At 75.0% G+C, this 18,160-nt stretch carries 20 protein-coding genes; 14 read left to right on the top strand and 6 right to left on the bottom strand.

The window, feature by feature from the left end; translation table 11 throughout:
- Positions 1–228 precede the first annotated feature (228 nt).
- Positions 229–402 carry a hypothetical protein gene (locus ADL05_RS30435; protein WP_156365785.1) on the top strand — a complete coding sequence of 58 codons (174 nt, stop codon included), beginning with the start codon at positions 229–231 and terminating at the stop codon, positions 400–402.
- Between the two features lie 62 nt (positions 403–464).
- Positions 465–977 carry a potassium channel family protein gene (locus tag ADL05_RS09505; protein ID WP_053616519.1) on the top strand — a complete coding sequence of 171 codons (513 nt, stop codon included), beginning with the start codon at positions 465–467 and terminating at the stop codon, positions 975–977.
- Positions 978–986: 9 nt separating this feature from the next.
- Here ADL05_RS09505 and ADL05_RS09500 read toward each other — a convergent pair whose 3' ends face one another.
- The 3 genes from ADL05_RS09500 to ADL05_RS09490 all read right to left on the bottom strand — a co-directional run bounded on the left by ADL05_RS09500 (position 987) and on the right by ADL05_RS09490 (position 3,196).
- On the bottom strand, positions 987–1,337 hold the full coding sequence (locus ADL05_RS09500; RefSeq protein WP_053616518.1) for a UBP-type zinc finger domain-containing protein: 351 nt from the start codon (positions 1,335–1,337) through the stop codon (positions 987–989).
- A 210-nt stretch (positions 1,338–1,547) separates the two neighbouring features.
- On the bottom strand, positions 1,548–2,297 hold the full coding sequence (locus tag ADL05_RS09495; protein WP_369800917.1) for a MerR family transcriptional regulator: 750 nt from the start codon (positions 2,295–2,297) through the stop codon (positions 1,548–1,550).
- Positions 2,294–3,196, bottom strand: a complete 903-nt coding sequence (locus tag ADL05_RS09490; protein ID WP_053616516.1) for a DUF2268 domain-containing protein — start codon at positions 3,194–3,196, stop codon at positions 2,294–2,296. Before ADL05_RS09490 ends, ADL05_RS09495 begins: the two co-directional genes overlap by 4 nt.
- A gap of 134 nt (positions 3,197–3,330) precedes the next feature.
- Between ADL05_RS09490 and ADL05_RS09485 the strand changes: the two genes are divergently transcribed.
- Genes ADL05_RS09485 through ADL05_RS31695 form a run of 3 tightly spaced genes read left to right on the top strand, consistent with a single transcriptional unit; the run spans position 3,331 to position 5,776 of the window.
- Positions 3,331–4,185 carry an ABC transporter ATP-binding protein gene (locus tag ADL05_RS09485; protein WP_053616515.1) on the top strand — a complete coding sequence of 285 codons (855 nt, stop codon included), beginning with the start codon at positions 3,331–3,333 and terminating at the stop codon, positions 4,183–4,185.
- Complete coding sequence (locus ADL05_RS09480) at positions 4,182–5,252, top strand: hypothetical protein (RefSeq protein ID WP_231640680.1); 1,071 nt, start codon at positions 4,182–4,184, stop codon at positions 5,250–5,252. Before ADL05_RS09485 ends, ADL05_RS09480 begins: the two co-directional genes overlap by 4 nt.
- The gene (locus ADL05_RS31695) at positions 5,219–5,776 is read left to right on the top strand and encodes a hypothetical protein (protein WP_231640679.1); all 558 of its coding nucleotides are present in this window, start codon (positions 5,219–5,221) and stop codon (positions 5,774–5,776) included. The genes ADL05_RS09480 and ADL05_RS31695 overlap by 34 nt, the downstream gene beginning before the upstream one ends.
- A 188-nt stretch (positions 5,777–5,964) precedes the next feature.
- On the opposite strand, the gene ADL05_RS09475 is transcribed toward ADL05_RS31695, so the two are convergent.
- Positions 5,965–6,318, bottom strand: a complete 354-nt coding sequence (locus ADL05_RS09475; protein ID WP_053616514.1) for a hypothetical protein — start codon at positions 6,316–6,318, stop codon at positions 5,965–5,967.
- Positions 6,319–6,491: 173 nt separating this feature from the next.
- Here ADL05_RS09475 and ADL05_RS09470 point away from each other — a divergent pair, with 173 nt between their 5' ends.
- The 8 genes from ADL05_RS09470 (at position 6,492) to ADL05_RS09435 (ending at position 15,525) form a co-directional block, all read left to right on the top strand.
- Positions 6,492–6,689 (top strand): hypothetical protein, encoded by a 198-nt coding sequence (locus ADL05_RS09470; RefSeq protein ID WP_053616513.1) that lies wholly within the window; start codon positions 6,492–6,494, stop codon positions 6,687–6,689.
- Positions 6,686–6,952 carry a hypothetical protein gene (locus ADL05_RS09465; protein ID WP_156365784.1) on the top strand — a complete coding sequence of 89 codons (267 nt, stop codon included), beginning with the start codon at positions 6,686–6,688 and terminating at the stop codon, positions 6,950–6,952. The genes ADL05_RS09470 and ADL05_RS09465 overlap by 4 nt, the downstream gene beginning before the upstream one ends.
- A gap of 79 nt (positions 6,953–7,031) precedes the next feature.
- Positions 7,032–8,492, top strand: coding sequence for a CoA transferase (locus tag ADL05_RS09460; RefSeq protein WP_053616511.1), 1,461 nt, complete (start codon positions 7,032–7,034; stop codon positions 8,490–8,492).
- A 188-nt stretch (positions 8,493–8,680) separates the two neighbouring features.
- Positions 8,681–9,679, top strand: coding sequence for a D-2-hydroxyacid dehydrogenase family protein (locus ADL05_RS09455; RefSeq protein WP_197285742.1), 999 nt, complete (start codon positions 8,681–8,683; stop codon positions 9,677–9,679).
- Positions 9,680–10,019: 340 nt separating this feature from the next.
- Positions 10,020–11,378, top strand: coding sequence for an NAD(P)/FAD-dependent oxidoreductase (locus ADL05_RS09450; RefSeq protein WP_053616510.1), 1,359 nt, complete (start codon positions 10,020–10,022; stop codon positions 11,376–11,378).
- Positions 11,375–12,487 carry a bifunctional 2-polyprenyl-6-hydroxyphenol methylase/3-demethylubiquinol 3-O-methyltransferase UbiG gene (locus tag ADL05_RS09445; protein ID WP_053616509.1) on the top strand — a complete coding sequence of 371 codons (1,113 nt, stop codon included), beginning with the start codon at positions 11,375–11,377 and terminating at the stop codon, positions 12,485–12,487. Before ADL05_RS09450 ends, ADL05_RS09445 begins: the two co-directional genes overlap by 4 nt.
- Positions 12,488–12,499: 12 nt before the next feature.
- A complete protein-coding gene (locus ADL05_RS09440; RefSeq protein ID WP_053616508.1) occupies positions 12,500–14,455 on the top strand; it encodes a condensation domain-containing protein in 1,956 nt (651 codons plus the stop codon).
- The gene (locus ADL05_RS09435; protein WP_053616507.1) at positions 14,452–15,525 is read left to right on the top strand and encodes a saccharopine dehydrogenase NADP-binding domain-containing protein; all 1,074 of its coding nucleotides are present in this window, start codon (positions 14,452–14,454) and stop codon (positions 15,523–15,525) included. The genes ADL05_RS09440 and ADL05_RS09435 overlap by 4 nt, the downstream gene beginning before the upstream one ends.
- A gap of 233 nt (positions 15,526–15,758) precedes the next feature.
- On the opposite strand, the gene ADL05_RS09430 is transcribed toward ADL05_RS09435, so the two are convergent.
- On the bottom strand, positions 15,759–16,496 hold the full coding sequence (locus ADL05_RS09430; protein ID WP_053616506.1) for a thioesterase II family protein: 738 nt from the start codon (positions 16,494–16,496) through the stop codon (positions 15,759–15,761).
- Between the two features lie 79 nt (positions 16,497–16,575).
- On the opposite strand from ADL05_RS09430, the gene ADL05_RS09425 reads away from it, so the two are divergent.
- Positions 16,576–17,514 (top strand): NAD(P)/FAD-dependent oxidoreductase, encoded by a 939-nt coding sequence (locus ADL05_RS09425; protein ID WP_053616505.1) that lies wholly within the window; start codon positions 16,576–16,578, stop codon positions 17,512–17,514.
- A 65-nt stretch (positions 17,515–17,579) separates the two neighbouring features.
- Here ADL05_RS09425 and ADL05_RS09420 read toward each other — a convergent pair whose 3' ends face one another.
- Positions 17,580–18,068, bottom strand: coding sequence for a hypothetical protein (locus ADL05_RS09420; RefSeq protein ID WP_053616504.1), 489 nt, complete (start codon positions 18,066–18,068; stop codon positions 17,580–17,582).
- Between the last annotated feature and the right edge of the window lie 92 nt (positions 18,069–18,160).

Genomic DNA, 18,160 nt, shown 5'->3' with positions numbered 1-18,160 from the left:
ACCTTCCGCCTGCCGACGAGTGCCACCAAGAACACCTGTTCCAGGCCGCGTTCATCCGGGTCCGCCGCCCCCGGGGCCGGGCGCGCCCGCGCTGGAGCGGTTGCGCGACTCGGGCCGGCCACCCTGCGCCACGAGCGCGACCACAAGGACCTCTGCATCGCCGCGCACGAGGACGTCTTCCGGCGTTACACGGCCCCCGCCTACCGGCTCCGCATCGCCCACCTGTCCATGCTCCTGCGCGAGGCCGGAGTGGAGGGCGACCTCGAACTCCTCGCCCACACGCTGCTGGGGTACCTCGAAACCCCGCTGGTGCGGCACCTGCTCACCGACCGGGACATGTCGGTCGAGCGCCTGGAGGCCGGCTGGGACGCACTGGTCGCCCGCCTGGCCGGGGCGGCGTAGCCCGTCGCGCGGGGCGGCCCTGCATCGTGTCTCCCTGGGTGATCGTCGTATAACGTCGAGTCATGGCGAAGGGGAGTACGCGGGGGCGCCCGTGGAACCGGACACTCCTGCTGGCGGAGATCGCGGCGGTCGTCGCCCTGTACTACCTCCTCCCGCTGGAGGAGGCGGGGTGGCACGTGGTCCCGCGCTGGGCGCTGTTCGTCCTCGGTGTCGGCCTGATCTGCTGGTCGGTGGTCTTCACGGCGCGGCGGCAGGCGCGGGTCAACCCCGGGGAGCTCTCGCCGCACGGGCCGGTCCTGCTCGCCGTCTCCGGGCTCGCGCTGTTCGCGCTCGCCGACTACGGCGTGGCCACCGCCTACCCCGGAGAGTTCGACGGGCTGGAGACCCGGACCGACGCCCTCTACTTCGCGCTGACCACGCTGGCCACGGTCGGCTTCGGCGACATCCACGCCCAGGGGCAGTACGCCCGCGCGCTGCTGCTGGCCCAGATGTCGTTCAACCTGGTGGTCATCGCGGGCGCGGTCTCGCTGCTCACCACGCGCCTGCGCGCCCGCGCCCGAGGCGGGGTGCGCTGACGGGCGCCGTCAGTGGATGCGGTCCCGCCAGTCGGCCGGCACGCGGTCGACGGGACCCGGCACCGGCTGGTCCTCGGGGCGCGAGGAGGGCGGCGCCAGCTCCGGCCCCCGGCCCGCCCGGCCGGAACGGAAGTCGAAGAACCAGTCCTCGCCCGGCTCGAAGCTCTGCATGACCGGGTGTCCGGTCTCCTCGAAGTGGTGGGTGGCGTGCTGGCCGGGCGAGCTGTCGCAGCAGCCCACGTGACCGCACGCGGCACACCGGCGCAGGTGGACCCACCAGCCCCCGCCCTCCAGGCACTCCCGGCAGCCGGGGCCGCTCGGCGGAGCGGACGGGTCGATCACGTTCGCGGAGTCGTCCATGGGTCCACGGTAGCCGCGCTGCGCCGGATCCGGCGGACGCGACGGCCCCCGTGTCCGGTCCCCGGTCCGGCCCCGTGTCCGGCCCCGTGTCCGGTCACCGTGTTCCGGCCCTGTTCCGCCCCCGTGTCCGTTCACCGTGCTCCCGGCCCAGTCTCCCGGCCCCTGTCCCGGTCACCGTGTCCCGTGCCCGGTCACCGTGTTCCGGCGGGTTCACATGGCGGTGCGGGCGTACTCGTGCAGCGCGTCGCGGACGAAGGCCGCGCCCTCCGGGCCGTCGTAGGTGTCGGTGAACGCGGGGTCGTCGGCGTAGAGGTCGCCCAGGCCCCGCACCATCGCGATCGAGCGCTCCCGGTCGCCCTCCGCCGTGGGGGTGCCGGGGATCCCGCTCAGCCACTCCACGTGCCGGGCGGCCATCGCCCGGGCGCGCTCGGAGGCGGGGCCGGCCCCGGACCGGTGGGTGTCGACCCACGCGGCCACGAGGTCGTCGACCTCCCGTTTCCAGGCGCGCTGCTCCGCCAGGCTCTTGCCGTGCCACCAGTCGTGGCTCGCCCGGAACGCCTTCTCGCCCCAACGGGCGACCACCTCGTCCTCGAAGCGGTCGTTGAAACCGTCCAGCATGACGTCCATGTGCGGCTCGGCACCGGATCGCAGCGCCTCCAGGGTGTGCCGTACCGCCCGGATCCGCCGGTCGACGCGGTCCCGCTCGGCCTCCAGTTCGGCGACGTGGGCGGCCAGCTCCCGCTCCTGGTCCACCTCCTCGGACAGGACCCGTGCGATCGCCGACAGGCCCATCCCCAGCCGGCGCATGAGCAGGACGCGCTGCAGCCGCACGACCGCGTCGGGGCCGTAGTAGCGGTACCCGTTGGCGCCCACCCGGGTGGGCGCCACCAGCCCGATGTGGTCGTAGTGGCGCAGGGTGCGGCTGCTGACACCCGCCCTGGCCGCCAGCTCGTGGATCATCCACTCCACGGAAGGCCCAACCGGTCCAGTGCGGTGGAGACCACCGCCGCGCCGTCGGCGTGCACGGCCTGGGCCGCCGTCCGCCCGGTCGCCGCCAGGTAGGCGTCGGCGAGCCGGTTGCCGGCCGAGTACCCGGCCCCGGTCGGCAGGCCCACCGGGGTGCCGCCGACGTTCCGCGCGATGGCGTCGCCGAGCACCCAGGACGCGAAGTTCTCCATCCCGGTCACGCCGAGCCCCGACACCACCCTGGCGAAGACCGCGTCGTCGTGCAGGTGGGGCACCCCGATGCGGGTGCGGCCGAGGTCGTCGCCGTACAGCTCGCGGGCGAAGGCGTCGGCCAGGCCCTCGGACACCACGTGGTCGCCGACCGTCACCGTGGCCGGATCCCACACCGCCCCGCCCGGGGCGAAGCGCACGTTGTGGTGCAGCTCGTGCACGGCGGTGGCCTCCAGGCGCGCCACGTTCTCCGGGAACGGCCAGAGGGTGATGAGGATGGAGCCCGAGATCCCGCCGAACCCGGTCACACCGAGGGAGGGCCCCGTGAAGACGGCGTCGGCCGGGTCGCCGAGCACGAGCAGCACGGTGATGTCGGGAACCGCCAGGCCCGGCGTCCCCTCCCTCAGCACGGCCAGGCCGTCGTCGAGGGCCCGCCGGATCCGGCCCAGGGCGTCGGCCTTCGCCAGCGTCTCCAACGCCTCCAGGCAGGTGCCCTCGTCCCGGTCCAGGGAGAACCCGGCCGACCGCAGGTGCATGTCCACCGGGTCGACCTCGCCGGGGGCGTGGCGGTACATGGAACGGACGGGCTCCAGCATGGAACGCAGCAGGCCGGGGCGGTCCGCGGCGGGGGCACGCAGGATGCCGCGCATGGCCGACAGGGTGTCGGGAACGGTGATCGTCATGGCACCCGACCCTAGACATTGACGCGGCGTCAAGGTCAAGCGCAGACGGCGGCCTGACAGAGTGGGAGGCGGTGGACCGGTGGGGGAGCCGGTCCGCGGCGGACCCGGTCCCCCAGGCGAAAGGACCACCGAACGTGGCCGAGACAGCCATCCGCGTCGAGGAGCTGGAAGTCACCTATCCGCGCGCGGACAGGCCCGCGGTCGCGGGCCTGTCCTTCGACGTCGGCCAGGGGGAGGTCTTCGGGTTCCTCGGCCCCAGCGGCGCGGGCAAGTCCACCACCCAGAACGTGCTCACCCGGCTGCTGCGGCGCTACCGGGGCGGGGTCCGGGTCCTGGGCCGGCCGCTGGAGCGGTGGAACGCCGACTACTTCGAGCGGGTGGGCGTGGGGTTCGAGCTTCCCGCCGGGTTCGGCCGGCTCACCGTCCGCGAGAACCTGGCGGCCTTCGCCTCCCTCTACCGCGCCCCGGTCGAGGATCTCGACGCGCTGCTGGCCTCCGTCGACCTCGCCGACGCCGCCCACCGGCGGCTCTCCGAACTCTCCAAGGGCATGCGCATGCGGCTGAACCTGGCGCGCGCCCTGGTCAACCGGCCCGAACTGCTGTTCCTGGACGAACCCACCACCGGGCAGGACCCCGTCCGTGCCGCGCTGCTCCGCGACCTCATCCGCGCCGCCGCCGACACCGGCAGCACCGTCTTCCTCACCACGCACGACATGGCCACGGCCGACCTGCTGTGCGACCGGGTCGCCTTCGTCTCCCGGGGGCGCATCGCCGCGGTGGACACCCCGCGCGGCTTCAAGCTGCGCCACGGCCGCCCCGGACTCGTGGCCGAGATCCGCGGACAGGGGCGGCGCGAGCTCCGGGTCGAGGAGCTGGCCGACGACACCGCCCTGCTCGCGCTCATCCGTGAGGGAGCCGTGGAGACCCTGCACACCCGCGAGGCCACCCTGGACGACGTCTTCGCCGCGGTGACCCGGGAGACCCTGTGAGGCGGGTGCGGGCCGCCCTCCGGCTGGAGTGGGGCATCGAGCTGCGCTACGGCATCGTCCCCGTCGCGGTGGGTCTGGCCGTGCTGTGGACCGTGGTCCTGTCGCTGCTCCCGGCCGGGACGGCCCGGATCCTCGCGCCGTACCTGCTGTTCACCGACACGGCCGGGTTCGGGGCGCTGTTCGTCGTGGTCCTGCTGATGTTCGAGCGCACCGAGCGCGCCAGGGACGCCCTGGCCGCCACGCCCCTGCGCACCGGTGAGGCCGTGGCGGTGCGAGTGCTCGTGCTGACGGCGCTGTCGGTGGGGGTCGCCGCCCCGATGATCGTGGCGGCCGGACGCGACGATCCCGCCGGACTCCCGGCGGCCCTGCTATCCGGGCTGTCCGGCGTGGCACTGATCTCCCTGTTCCTGCTGCCGCTGTGCCTGGCCGTCAGCGCCCGCGCGCGCACCCTGCAGGACTTCCTCGTGGTGCTGCCCGTCGTGGCGGTGCCGCTGGTCGTCGTCCCACTGGTGCACATGACCGGAGTCCTGGAGCACCCGCTCCTGTACGCGGTCCCCACCACGGTGGGTGCCGACCTGGTCCGGTGGGGCCTCGCGCCGGAGTCGGTGGCGCGGCCGCCCGCCGTGCTGGCGGCAGGAGCCGGGTACGCGCTGGTCTGCGTGGTCCTGGCCCTGGTGTGGGCCCGGCGCGCGGTGGACGCCGGAGCGGTGGCACCGCCCGCGCCGCGGTCCCGCACGGTACCGCCGGGGTCGGGTTCCTCCGTGGCGCCGCCGGGGACGGGGCCGGGGGTGGTGCGGCCGGGGTCGGGGAACGGGAGTGTGCCCCGGCGGACCCGGGGCGGGCGCGGGCCGGTACCCGCGGTTCTGCCCTTCGCGCGGGCCGACCTCTTCGGGACCGGCCGGGACCCGCGATGCTGCTCATCGTGCTCCTGGCGCCGCTCCTGCTCGCCCTCGGGGCGCGGTTCGGGTTCGGGTGGGCGACCGGCTACGTCCGGTCCGCCTACGGGGCCGATCTCACCGCGGTCGCCCCGCTGGTGCTCGCCCTCTTCCTGCTGCACCTGCCGCTGATGTTCGGCGCGGTGGGCGCCATGCGCGCGATCGAGGACATCGACGAGCGCGTGCTGACGGTGCTGCGGGTCTCCCCGCTCACCGTGCGCGCCTACCTCGCCTACCGCATGGGCCTGGTGGGGGTCCTGTCCCTCGTGGGACTCCTGGTGGCCCTGCCCCTGAGCGGCCTGATGCCCGGCGGCTGGTCGTCGGGCACGGTGGCCGCGCTCGTCCTGGGCACGGCGCAGGCGCCCCTGCTCCTGGTCGCCGTGACCGCGTTCGCGGCCAACAAGGTGGAGTCCCTGGTGGCGGTCAAGGCCGCCGGAGCCGTCATGGTCGTCGTCCCCGTGCTGGCGTGGGTCGTGCCGGAGCCCTGGAACCTCGTACTCCTGCCGCTCCCGCCGGTCTGGCCCGCGCTGGCCGTCCCCGGGTACGCGGCGGGGCCGCTCGGCGCCCCCGCGCTGCTGGTCGGCGGACTGGTCGTGGCGGTGCTCGTGACGGCGCTGCTGGTCCGGCGCACCGCGCGCCGGATCGACGGGGTGTGACGGGTCGATTCGACCGTCGCGTCGACCAGCCAGGCCGCCGGGTCCACGAACCCGTCGAACTCAACCGCCGGTTTCGCTGGGGATTCCGCACGACTCCGAGCGAGTTCCGGGCGCAGGCGACGCCCTCGACCCTCCGCTGGTCACGTGGGCGCCCCTCCCGGCCCGTGGCTGGGAGGGGTGCCCGGGGGTCAGCCGTTGCCGAACTGGTCGCGGGCGGCATCGGCCGCCGCGCCACCGGGGTCCTCGACGATGCCGCCGACGGTGTCGGCCTGCTCCTGGAAGCCCTGGACGCTCTCGGCGGCCCCGCCGGCCACGTCCTCGCCGTAACCCTGGACGGCCTCGGTGGCCCCGCCCAGGGCCTCCTCCCCGTAGCCCTGCGCGGCCTCGGCCGCGCCGCCGAAGGTGTCCTCGCCGAAGGACTGCGCCGTCTCCTGCGCGGAGTCCAGGCCGCTGCCCTCCAGGGTGTCGGACACCCCTTGGGTCGCCTCCTCGGCCGCGCCGCCGAAGACGCCCTTGAACCACTCGATCACGTCGTCGAACATCGTTCTCAACTCACTCCGTAGGTGTGGCCCATTCCTATCCACTCGGGATAAGCACGCGGTAAGGGACGGGTGCGCAGGGTGATCGGCCAGGGGAGCAACGACCCTCGTGGGACACGCCGGGTGTCAGGGTGAAGAGCGGCTTGGACGCGCTCTGACGTGGCACGATGTGGTGCATGAAGGCGTCGGCGTACGACGACGCGTTCTTCCGCGTGGCCACCAAGGTGCAGATGATCGGCGTGCTCGTCATCACGCTGGGACTGCCGCAGCTGTTCCACTCCATCGACGAGGGCCGGCACCTCGACAACGGGCTGCACGTGGCCGCCCAGGCCATCGGGGGCGAGGCCCACCTCGGCCCCACGGGGCGCTGTTGACGGTGGTCGTGCCGGTCGCGGTCTTCACGGTCGCTCTCTTCGTGCTCTACACGCTGCTGCTGCGCGAGTTCGATCCGTTCCACGTACTGCTCTTCGTCGTCGCGATGCTCGCCCCGGTGGCGGCGGTGATCGCGGTGGCGGCCGGTGCGAGCACGGGCGTCGGGATCGTGGTCGCGGCCGGGTCGCCGGTCGCCGTGATCGTCGGTTTCGAGACCGTCGCCCACCGGCGCCAGGCGGCGGCGCTGGAGCGCGCGCTCCCCTGACTCCGCGGGCGGCGACTGTGACGCCGACGACGGTCCCCCTCTCTTTCCGTCCCGTGGGGGAGGGGAGGAGTATGGCGCCATGGTGAGTGAACCGGATGCGGCGACGACGCGGGCGTGGACGGCGATCGGCGGGGCGCCGGACCTGATCGAGCGGGTCTCCTACCGGAGTGCGGGACGGGTGCTGCCCGCCGTGCTGCCGGTGCGCGAGCTGGCCCGCGCGACGGTCGGGGCGTGCTCGCTCGCCGGGGCCGAACTGATGGCCGCGCGCAACGGGGGACCTGTCCCCGAGGTGAGGGTGGACGAGGGTGCCGTGGCCACCGCGTTCGTCAGTGAGCGGCACCTGCTGGTGGACGGCCGCGCACTGACCCCCTTCGCTCCCCTGTCGGGTTTCTGGAGGACCGCCGACGGCTGGGTGCGCACCCACGCGAACTACCCCCACCACCGGTCCCGGCTGCTGGCCGCCCTGGAGATCGACACCGGTGACGCGCATGACCGTTCCGTGGTCGGCGGTGCCGGGGCCGGACCCGAGGACGACCGCGGGGCGGGGCTGGTCGGGCGCCTCACCGAACGGCTGGCGGCGCTCGGCGCACGGGAGGTCCAGGAGAGCGTCCACGCGGCCGGCGGTCTGGCCGTGGCCGTGGCGCCCGCGCCCGAACGTGAGCCCGACACCGGGTCCACCGCGCGCGGCCTGCCCCTGGCCGAGGTCGGGACCGGCGGGGCCGGGCGCCGCCGACTGCCGCCGGGGGCGCTTCCCGCGAGTGGCGTACGCGTCCTGGACCTGACCCGGGTCATCGCCGGACCGGTCGCCACCCGGACCCTCGCCCTCCTGGGGGCGGACGTGCTGAGGGTGGACCCGCCGGGCCTGCCGGAGGATCCCGACAGCCACGTCGACACGGGGTTCGGCAAGCGCTCCGCCCTGGTGGACCTGGACTCCGCGGAGGGGCGGCGGGCCTTCGCGCGGCTGCTCGACTCGGCGGACGTGGTCGTGACCGGATACCGGCCCGGGGCCCTGGACCGGTACGGTCTGACACCGGAGGCGCTGCTCTCCCGGCGCCCCGGGCTGGTCGTCGCCGGGCTGTGCGCCTGGGGATGGTCCGGACACTGGTCCGGGCGCAGGGGGTTCGACAGCCTCGTGCAGGCGGCCCGCGGTATCGCGGCGATCGAGGCGGCTCCCTCGAACCCCTCGAACCCCTCGGACCCCTCCGGCCGCCCGGGCGCCCTACCCGCCCAGGCCCTGGACCACGGCACGGGTTACCTCCTGGCCGCGGGCGTCCTACGGGCTCTGACCGATCGGCAGGCCGACGGACGGGGCCGCGTCCTGCGGTTCTCGCTGGCGGGGACCGCCGACTGGCTGCTGCACGGCATCGCCCCGGAACCCGTCGGCACCGGTACCTACGACGCCGCCGACCATCTGACCGAGGCCCCGTCCCCCTACGGTCTGCTGCGCCACGCGCTCCCGCCGGTGCACTACGAGGGAGCCCCAGAGACCTGGGCCGACCCGCCCACCCGCTGGGGCACCGACACCGCCCTCTGGAGGTAGCGGCACCGGGGCGGCGGGCCCCGGCCGTGGTCCTGTCCCGCTCCCGGGAACGCCGTGCTGGAGACGCCTTCCGCTCATCCGCCGCGCCCGGCCACGGGGCGGCGGACCGGCCCGGGCGCGGGATGCGTAGGGTCGGACCCAGTGCCGCCGGTCCGAGGTCGGACCGGCCGAGGAGGAGGACGTCGTCCATGCAGAACAGCGCTGACCGGGACCCCGCCCCGACGCCGGCCGGGCCCGTGCGCGTCGCGGTCCTCGACGACTACCAGGGCGTCGCCACCTCCTTCGCGCCATGGTCGGAGGCGCCCCTGGACCTGGAGCTCTCCGTCCACCGTGAACCGCTGGCCGACGACGACGCACTGGTCGCGGCGCTCGACGGCTGCCAGGCGGTCGTGCTCATGCGCGAGCGCACCCCGCTGCGGCGGGCGGTCGTGGAACGGCTCCCCGACCTGCGGCTGGTCGTCACGACCGGGCGCAAGAACAGCGCGATCGAGGCGGATCTGGGCGTCATGGTCTGCGGGACGGACTCCTCCTCGGCGGGCCCCGCGGAGCTCACCTGGGCCCTGGTCACGGCGCTGCGCCGACACCTGATCGCCGAGGACCGCGCCGTGCGCGAGGGCCGGTGGCAGTCCACGGTGGGGGAGGCGCTGGAGGGCTCGACCCTGGGCGTGATCGGGCTGGGCCGCATCGGCACGCGGGTCGCCACGGTCGGGCGGGCCTTCGGCATGCGGGTGCTGGCCTGGAGCACCAACCTCGACCCCGGCCGGGCCCGTGAGACGGGCGTGGAGCCGGTCGCCAAGGAGGAACTCCTCGCCGCGTCCGATGTCGTCTCCCTGCACCTGCGGCTCAGCGAGCGCTCGCGCCACACCATCGGGGAGCCCGACTTCGCGCTGATGAAGACCGGCGCCGTGCTCGTCAACACCGCCCGGTCCGGGCTGGTCGACACCGCGGCGCTGTGCCGGGCGCTGGAGTCGGGGCGCCTCGGCGGAGCGGGCCTGGACGTGTTCGACCGCGAACCGCTCGGTCCGAAGGACCCCCTGCTCGACGCGCCGCGCACGGTGCTCACGCCGCACCTGGGCTACGTCACCCGCCAGAACTACCAGGTCTTCTACGAGCAGGCGCTGGAGGACATCGTGGCCTTCTACGCCGGCGCCCCGGTGCGCGTCGTCCAGGACGCCGGAACCCGCTGACCGCCCGCGGCCCCGTCCGTCGCGCCCGCCCTTCCGCCTACCGCTCGCCGCTCCTGCGCGCCGTCCGGTTCGCCGCCTGACCCGGTCGAGCCTGTTGACCGCCCCGCGGCCTCCTCCATCGCGCCCGGCACCCCTGATCACCGACCGACCCCGGCCCCGCCTCCGAGCGACTTGGCCCGGAGCGCCCGCGTCCGGACCCCCGATCCCGGGCACTCCGGCTCCACCATGGCCCGTGCGGACCCCGTACGGACGCCGTACTGGCCCATTTCGGCCCAAAGTATGGAAATGATAATCATTTCCGACTAAGCTTCCTCGGGACACCGACCCCCGGAGGAACTCCTTGGCGCCCATCGGACACACCGTCGTCATCGGCTCGGGCCTGGCCGGGCTCACGGCGGCCGCCGCGCTCGCCCGCCACACCGAGCGGGTCACCCTGTTGGAGCGGGACCGGCTGCCCGAGGACGTCCGGTCCCGCCCCGGCGTCCCGCAGAGCCGACACCTGCACTCGCTCATGTGCTCCGGCCAGGAGGCCCTGGAGCAGCTGCTGCCCGGCTTCGGCGCCGACCTGCGCGCCGCGGGAGCCGTCGAACTGCGCGCCCCCTGGGACCACCTGTGGCTCAGCGCCGCGGGATGGTGCACCCGGTTCGCGCCCACTCACGTGGTCCCCTCCGCCAGCCGCGAGCTGATCGAGTCGGTGGCCCGCTCCCGGGTCGCCGCCCTGGAGGCGGTGCGGGTGCGCGAGGGAGCCGAGGCCGTCGGACTGCTCGGCGACGGCGCCCGGGTGCGCGGGCTCCGCGTCCGCGACCGGGCGGGCACGACCGAGGAGGTCGCCGCCGACCTGGTGGTCGACGCGAGCGGCCGGTCCTCGCACGTGCTCGACTGGGTGGCGTCGACGGGCCTGGGCCGGCCGCGGTCCACCGTCGTCGACTCCCGGGCGGGCTACGCCAGCCGCTACTACCGGGTGCCCGAGGGCTTCGCCGACGACTGGCGGATCATCTCCCTGGGCAACCACCCCGCCCAGACCCTGCACGGCGGCGCCCTGGTGCCGATCGAGGACGGGCGCTGGCACGTGTCCCTCTTCGGCTACCTCGACGACCACCCGCCCACCGACGAGGCGGGCTTCCTGGAGTTCGCGCGCGGCCTGCGCGACCCCGTCCTGTACGACACGATCCGCGAGGCCGAGCCGCTCGGGCCCGTCCGCGGCTTCCGGCGCATGGCCAACGAGCGCCACCACGTCGAGGAGATGGAGCACTGGCCCGCCGGGCTGATCGTGCTGGGCGACGCCCTGTGCGCGCTCAACCCCGTCTACGCCCAGGGCATGTCCGCCGCGGCCCTGAGCGCCGTGGCGCTGGGGGAGTGGGCCGGGGGCGGCGCCACGGCCGACGACGCCGCGGCCTTCCACCGGAGCCTGGCCCCCGACCTCGACCGCTTCTGGCAGGTCGCCGTCGGCGCCGACACCGCCTACCTCGCCGACCCCGACACCCCCGTCACCGAGGAGGCGCGCCAGGCGGCCGAACAGAGCGGGCGCCTGCTGCACGCCGCCATGGTCGACCCGGTGGTCAACCGCACCTTCTTCGACGTGATGATGCTCGTGGCGCCCCCCGACGTGCTGGCCGACCCCGACATCGTCGAGCGCGTCGAACGCGCGAGCCGGATCCCCGCCACCGCGTCCCCGCCGTTCGAGCGACCGGCGCTGTGACCGCCGAGGCCACCGGGCCCGCGCTCTCCGTGTCCGCGCACCGCGCCGGGCGCGCCGCCGCGGGCGACCACGACCTGAGCGCGTTCCCCGACCTCGCCCGCCGACTCGACCTGGCCGTCCTGCGCGCCGTCGCGGCCGGGGTGGGCGCCGCCGCCGGCCCCGGCCCCTGGACCGCCGACGAGGTCGCCGACGCCTTCGGCGCGGCCGAACGCCACCGGTGGATCCCCGGCCACTGGATCGCCGCCCTGGCCGACGAGGGGATGGTGACGGCGGAGGGCTCCGCATTCCGGCTCGCCGCCCCGCCGCGACGGCGCGACCTGGCCGCGGTGCGCCGCGACCTGGACCGGGCGCGGGCCGGACTGGGCTTCCCGCCGGCCCTGACCGCGTTCCTGCTCCGCACCCTGCGCGAGCTGCCGCGCCTGCTGCGCGACGAGGTCAGCGCCCAGTCCCTGCTCTTCCCCGGCGGCGACACCGCCGTGGCCGAGGCCGTCTACCGTGACAACCCCTTCAGCCGCTACCTCAACGCCGCGGCGGCCGACACCGTGCGACACCTGCGCGCCGCCGGGCCCGACGGCCTGCGCGTCCTCGAACTGGGGGCGGGCATCGGGGCGACCTCAGCCGACCTGCTGCCCGCCCTGGACGGCAGGACGGCCGAGTACCGCTTCACCGACCTCTCGCCCTTCTTCCTGGACCTGGCCCGCGGCCGCTTCCCCCACCCCTTCCTGAGGTTCGAGGTGCTGGACTTCGCCACCGGCCTGCCCGAGACGACCGGCCCCTTCGACCTGGTCGTGGCGGCCAACACCGCGCACAACGCGCCGCACGTGCCCCGCCTGCTTGGCCAGGTCGCCGACCTGCTCGCCCCGGACGGCCGGCTGCTGCTCATCGAGACCTGCCGCGAGCCCCACCAGTCGCTCACCTCGATGCCCTTCCTGCTGTCGGGGCGCGCCGCACGCCAGGACCTGCGCGCCGGGACCGAGCGCACCTACCTCACCCGGCGGGAGTGGCGCGAGGCGCTCCACGGCGCCGGGCTGCGCGTCCTCGTCGACCTTCCGCACCCCACGGAGCCGCTCGATGCACTCTCCCAGCGGCTCCTGCTCGCCGCACGCTGATTGGAGCCACCCATGACCACCCCCGCCGCCGACTCCGTCGACACGGAACTCGCCGACATCTGGGCCCGACTGCTGGACCTGGACCCGGAGGCGATCACACCGGACGCGAGCTTCCTGCGCCTGGGCGGCGACTCCGTCCTGGCCGTGCGCATGGCGGCCCTCGTCCGCACCCGCCTCTCCGTGGTCCTGGCACTGTCCGACGTCACAGTGGAGGTGACCTTCGGCGAACTCGCCGACCTCGTCCGCCGCCGCGCCACCGCGCCCGGCGAGGTCCGCGAGCTGCCCATCGACGTGGTGCGACGGCCGGACCCGACCGCGTCCTTCCCCCTCATGCCGCTGCAACAGGGCTACTTCGTCGGCCAACAGGGCGGCTGGGAGCTGTCGTACGAGTCCGCCCACTTCTACGGCGACGTCGGACTGACCGGCGTCGATCCGGAGGAGGCGGCCGACGCGCTCACCGACGCCATCGAACGCCTCACCGAGCACCAGCCCACGCTGCGCGCCCGGGTCACCGCCGAGGGGCGCCAGTACGTCCTGCCCCCCGACGCCCCGGGCGCCGTCCCGGAACTGCGCGTGTACGACCTGCGCGAGGAGACCGCCGCCGACGTCGAGGCCACCCTCGACCGCGTCCGGCGGGAGATGGCCACGCGCGGGCCCGACGCCACGCGCGGACCGGGCCTGGACGTGCGGCTCTCCCTGCTGCCCGGTGACCGGGGGCGGCTGCACACGGCGATGAACCTGCTGGTCTTCGACGGGTGGTCGGCGACCGTGCTCAACCGCGAACTGCTCACCCTGTCCTCGGACTGGAACGCCGCCCTGGCGCCGCTGGAGATCGACTTCGGGGACTACGTCGACGCCCTCCAACGGCTCCCGCAGACGCAGGCGTGGAGCGACGACCGGGACTGGTGGTGGTCGCGGCTGGACGCGCTGCCCGACCCGCCCGCGCTGCCCCTGCGCACCGACCCCAAGGACGTGAGCCCCACCCTGATGGGGCTCCGGGAGGCGCACCTGTCCACCGCGCGGTGGGCGGCGCTGAAGGAGGCGTGCGCCGGCCGCGACGTCACACCGTCCACGGCGCTGCTGACCGCGTTCTCCGTCGTGCTGGCCCGCTGGGCGGGCCACCGGGACCTGCTGCTCAACTCCCTCCAGCTCAACCGCCTGCCGCTGCACCCCGACATCCACCGGGTGGTGGGCGCCTTCGCCTCCACCATGCTGATCCCGATGGAGCTGCCCTCGGGGGCGACCTTCACCGACCTCGCGACCCGCGCGCAGCGGGTCTTCGGCGAGCACGCGGCGCACAACCTCGTCTCCGGCGTCGAGGTCTCGCGCGAACTGGCCCGGCGGCGCGACACCACCCGCCCGGTCGCGCCGATCGTGTTCCAGAGCACCCTGGGCATGGACGCGGCGATCGGCGCCCGCCACCCCTCCTCGGTGGGGCCGCTGGGGGAGATCTCCTTCGGTGACTTCTACCACCAGCTGCGCACGCCGCAGGTGGCGCTGGAGGCGCGGGTCTACGAGCTCAACGACGAGATGGCCATCGTCTTCTCCCTGGTCGAGGAGCTGTTCGACCCGGCGGAGGTCGACGATGCCTTCCAGGAGCTGGTGCGGCTGGTCGAGGACCTCGCCGACGGGCCCGCCTGGGACCGGGTCGTCGCGCTGCCCGCGGAACGGGAGGCCGGTGACGACGGCCTGCGCCTGGGCCGGCTGGACACCGCCCGGAGCGAGGTGGTCGCCGGGCCGCCGCGCGACGACACCGAACGGCTCATCGCGCAGGTGTGGGAGGACGTGCTCCAGGTGCCGGTGCTCGACCGGAGCACGGACTTCTTCCAGCTCGGCGGCGACTCCCTGCTGGCCGTGCGCGCCATCGCCAGGCTGGTGAAGGAGACCGGGGTGACGCTGGGCGTGCGCGACTTCCTGGACGCGCCGACGGTCGCGGGTGTGCGCGCGGCGCTCGGGGAGACCCGGTGATCGGGGTCCTGGGCGGATCGGGGACGGTCGGGGCGGTCACCGCCGACCGCCTGGTGCGCCACGGGCTCGGGCCGGTGCGGATCGGCGGACGCGACCTCGGCCGGGCCGCGGCCGTCGCCGACTCCCTGGACACCCGGGCGGAGGCGGTCCGGGTGGACCTGGCGGACCCGGATTCCCTGGCGGCGTTCTGCGCGGGAACGTCGGTCGTGGTGAACTGCGCGGGGCCGTCCTACCGGGTGCTGGACACCGTGGCGCGCGCCGCCGTGGCGGCCGGGGCCGACTACGTGGACGCGGCGGGCGACGCGGTGGCCATGGCCGCCCTGACGGAGCACGCGCCCGACGCCCTGGCCCGGCGGTCGGCGGTCTTCTCCGCCGGACTGATGCCGGGGCTGTCGGGCCTGCTGCCGCGCCTGCTGGCCGAGGAGGGCCCGCCGGCGCGATTGGACGCCTACGTGGGCGGCGCGACCGCCATCGGGGCGCTCTCCGCGGTTGACGCCCTGCTGACCCGCGGACCCGGTTTCGGCACCGCGCAGGCGCTCTGGCGGGACGGGCGGGTGGTCGAACACGGCCTCGCCCCGTTGCGCGGTGTGGTGCTGCCGGGGTTCCGCGGCCGGGTCCACGCCGTACCGTTCCTGTCCGCCGAGGCCCGGGCGCTGGCCGAGTCGCTGGGAGTGGACGAGCTGCGCAACTACACCGTGTACGTCTCGGAGCGCATCCCGGAGGCGCTGGCGCGGGCGTGGGCGGACATCGACGCCGGAGGGGACCTCGACGCGCACGTGCCGGAGGTCGTCGCGGCTGCCGACGGCGACGTCGCGGCGGGCGGCTCCTGGTACACCCTGCTCTTCCACGCCCGCGCGCGTGAGCGGGGCGCGTCCGGGCCGACCCGGCTGCTGCTGCGGACGCCGGAGTCCTATGCCCTGAGCGGGGTGGTCGCCGCCCTGACGGTCGGTGCCCTGGTCGCCGGAAAGGTGCCCGCGGGGGCGCACGCCGCCGCCGACGTGCTCGATCCGCGCGCGGTGCTCGACGCACTGCGCGCCGATCCCCTCGTCGACGAGATCGACCTGGCCTGAGCCGGGTCGGCCGCGCCGCCCCTGTCCCGGTCGGCCCGAACTGTTGGTCGGTTCGGGCCGACCGTTCGCCGCCCCGACCGGTCGTCCCGCCCGGTCGTCCCGCTCACCCGCCTCTCACGTGCCCACCGGCTCGGCGGCCGCCCGAGTGACCGCACGGGTGCGGGCGGCGGGCCGGACCGGCGGGGCCGCGCGGGCGGCGGCGTCGCACTGGGGGCCGGGCGGGGACCGGCGGGTCAGCCGAGGGCGGCGGCCACGGCGTCGAGGGTCTCGGCGCGGTGCGGCACGAGATAGAAGTGGTCGCCGGGGAACACCCGCAGGTCGGTCGGCCCGGTGGTGGACTCCGCCCAGCGCGAGGCCCGGGCCGGGTCCAGATCCGGGTCGGCGGCGCCCAGGAAGACGCTGACCGGGCAGGTCAGCGGGGGCCGGTACGGGGCCCGGTAGGTCTCGATGAGCCGGTAGTCCTCACGGACGTAGGCGAGTATCATCGCGCGCAGCTCGGGAACCCGCAGGACCTCGGCGTCGGTGCCGCCCAGCCGCCGCAGCTCCTCGGCCAGCCCGTCGTCGTCCATCAGGTGGACCTTGCCGCCCTCCTCGTCGTGCGGTGCCTCGCGCCCCGACGCGAAGAGCCGCAGCGGTTCGGGTCGGCCCCGGTCGCGCAGGGCGTGGGCCACCTCGTGGGCGACGGTGGCGCCCATGCTGTGACCGAACAGGGCGTAGGGCCGGTCCAGCAGGGGCGCGAGCTCGTCGGCGATCAGCGCGGCCATGGCGGCCAGGTCGGGCGGGAACGCGTCGGCCACCCGGTCCTCGCGGCCGGGGTACTGCACGGCGATCACCTCGGTTCCGGGCAGGGCCTGGGCCCACGGCCGGAAGCCCGTGGCGCCCCCGCCGCCGTGGGCCAGGCACACGATCCGGCGTTCGGCGTCCGGCCGCGGGACGAAGCTCCGAAGCCACGTAGCGGATCCGTTTTCCATCGGTATCTCCCTGTCGCTCCGGGTTCGGTTGTGCGAGCATATCGATGGTAACGGTTTTCATTATCACCAAGGAGGCGGAGTGTACGACGTCATCGTGGTCGGCGGCGGCCCGGCGGGACTGAGCGCGGCGCTCGTGTTCGGACGCCAGCACCGCAGGACGCTCGTCGTGGACGGCGGCAGACCGCGCAACGCGCCCGCGGACGAGATGCACATGATGCTCAGCCGGGACGGCTTCGATCCGGCGGAGCTCCTGGCGATCGGGCGCTCGGAGCTGGCCGCCTACCCCACGGTCGAGGTGCGCCGGGGAAGCGTGGTGTCCGCGGGCGGCGCGATCGACGACTTCGAGGTCACCCTCGCCGACGGCTCCAGGGAGCGCGCCCGCCGCGTCGTCCTGGCCACGGGACAGGTGGACGAGCCCTACGACATCCCCGGCCTGGCGGAGCGGTTCGGCTCGTGCGTCTTCCACTGCCCCTACTGCCACGGGTGGGAGGTCTCCGGCAAGACCCTCGCCGTGATCAGCGCGGACCCGGCCGAGGCGATGCTCGCCGGCTACCTCGCCGACCGCTTCAGTACCGACGTCGTGCTGTGCACGCATGGGATCGAGGAACTGCCGGAGGAGGTCGCCGCGCACCTGGCCGCGCGCGGGGTCAAGGTGGACACGGCGCCGGTGGCCAGGGTCACGGGGCAGCTGGAGGAGGTGACGGTCGAGTTCTCCGACGGCCGCACGCTGACCCGCCAGGCCCTGTTCCACAAGGCGCCGACCCGCCAGCACGCGCTGCTGGCCGCCGAACTGGGGTGCGAGATCCTCGACGACGGCACGGTGCGGGTGGACGAGACCGGCCAGACCACGGTCCCAGGCGTCGCGGCCGCGGGGGACACCGCCAAGCTTCCCGGCATGCCGGTGGCCACCACGCTGGTCGTGCTCGGCGCCGCGGACGGGGTCAGGGCCGCGGTGTGGATGGACGGCGGCCTGTTCCGCGCCGACCTCGAAAGCGCCGCGGACGGCGCGGAGCGGTGACTTCTCGCCTCCGGGCCGGCGGCACCGGGCCGCCCCGCCTCCCCCGTGGGAACCGGGGCGGTCCGTCAGTCCGTGGGAACGAACGGTTCGGCCAGCGCGGACAGGTCCATCACGGCGCTGGAGCCGTCCAGGGCGATCAGGGTGACGGCGATGTTGTTCATGGAGAAGGTGTGCGGCTCCCGTCCCTCTTCCGGCGGCGGGATCTCGCCGGAGAGTTCGATCCCCGGGCCGTGCCCGCTGACGCTGAGCCCGTCCTCGTCGACCCCGTCGACGACGAACCGGTCCACGCCGTAGCCGCCGTCCATGGCGAACTCGTCGCCGTGCTCCACCAGGACCTCGCAGTCGGCGTCGGCGCAGGCGTCGAGGTCGGTGCCGTCGGCCGCTTCCGGCAGGGGTGCGGCCGACGGGGAGTGCGACGCGGCCCCGGCCGACGGGCTCCGCCCGGGCTCGGCCGGATCGCCGTCGGGGGAAGCGGCCGTGCAGCCGCTGACGAGGGCGACCACGGCAGCGGCTGCCAGCGTGAGGGAGGGTCGCGGGGGGCGGATGGCGCTCATGGGGACCTCGAGTCCATGATCCGGCCGCGGGGCCGGGAGGGGTGGCACGGCGGTGGTCTGGCGACCGAGGGGGCTGCGGTCGTGTGCCACCC

Source organism: Nocardiopsis sp. NRRL B-16309 (assembly GCF_001279585.1).
Lineage (GTDB): Bacteria > Actinomycetota > Actinomycetes > Streptosporangiales > Streptosporangiaceae > Nocardiopsis.
This window is presented reverse-complemented; position numbering and strand designations above follow the sequence as displayed.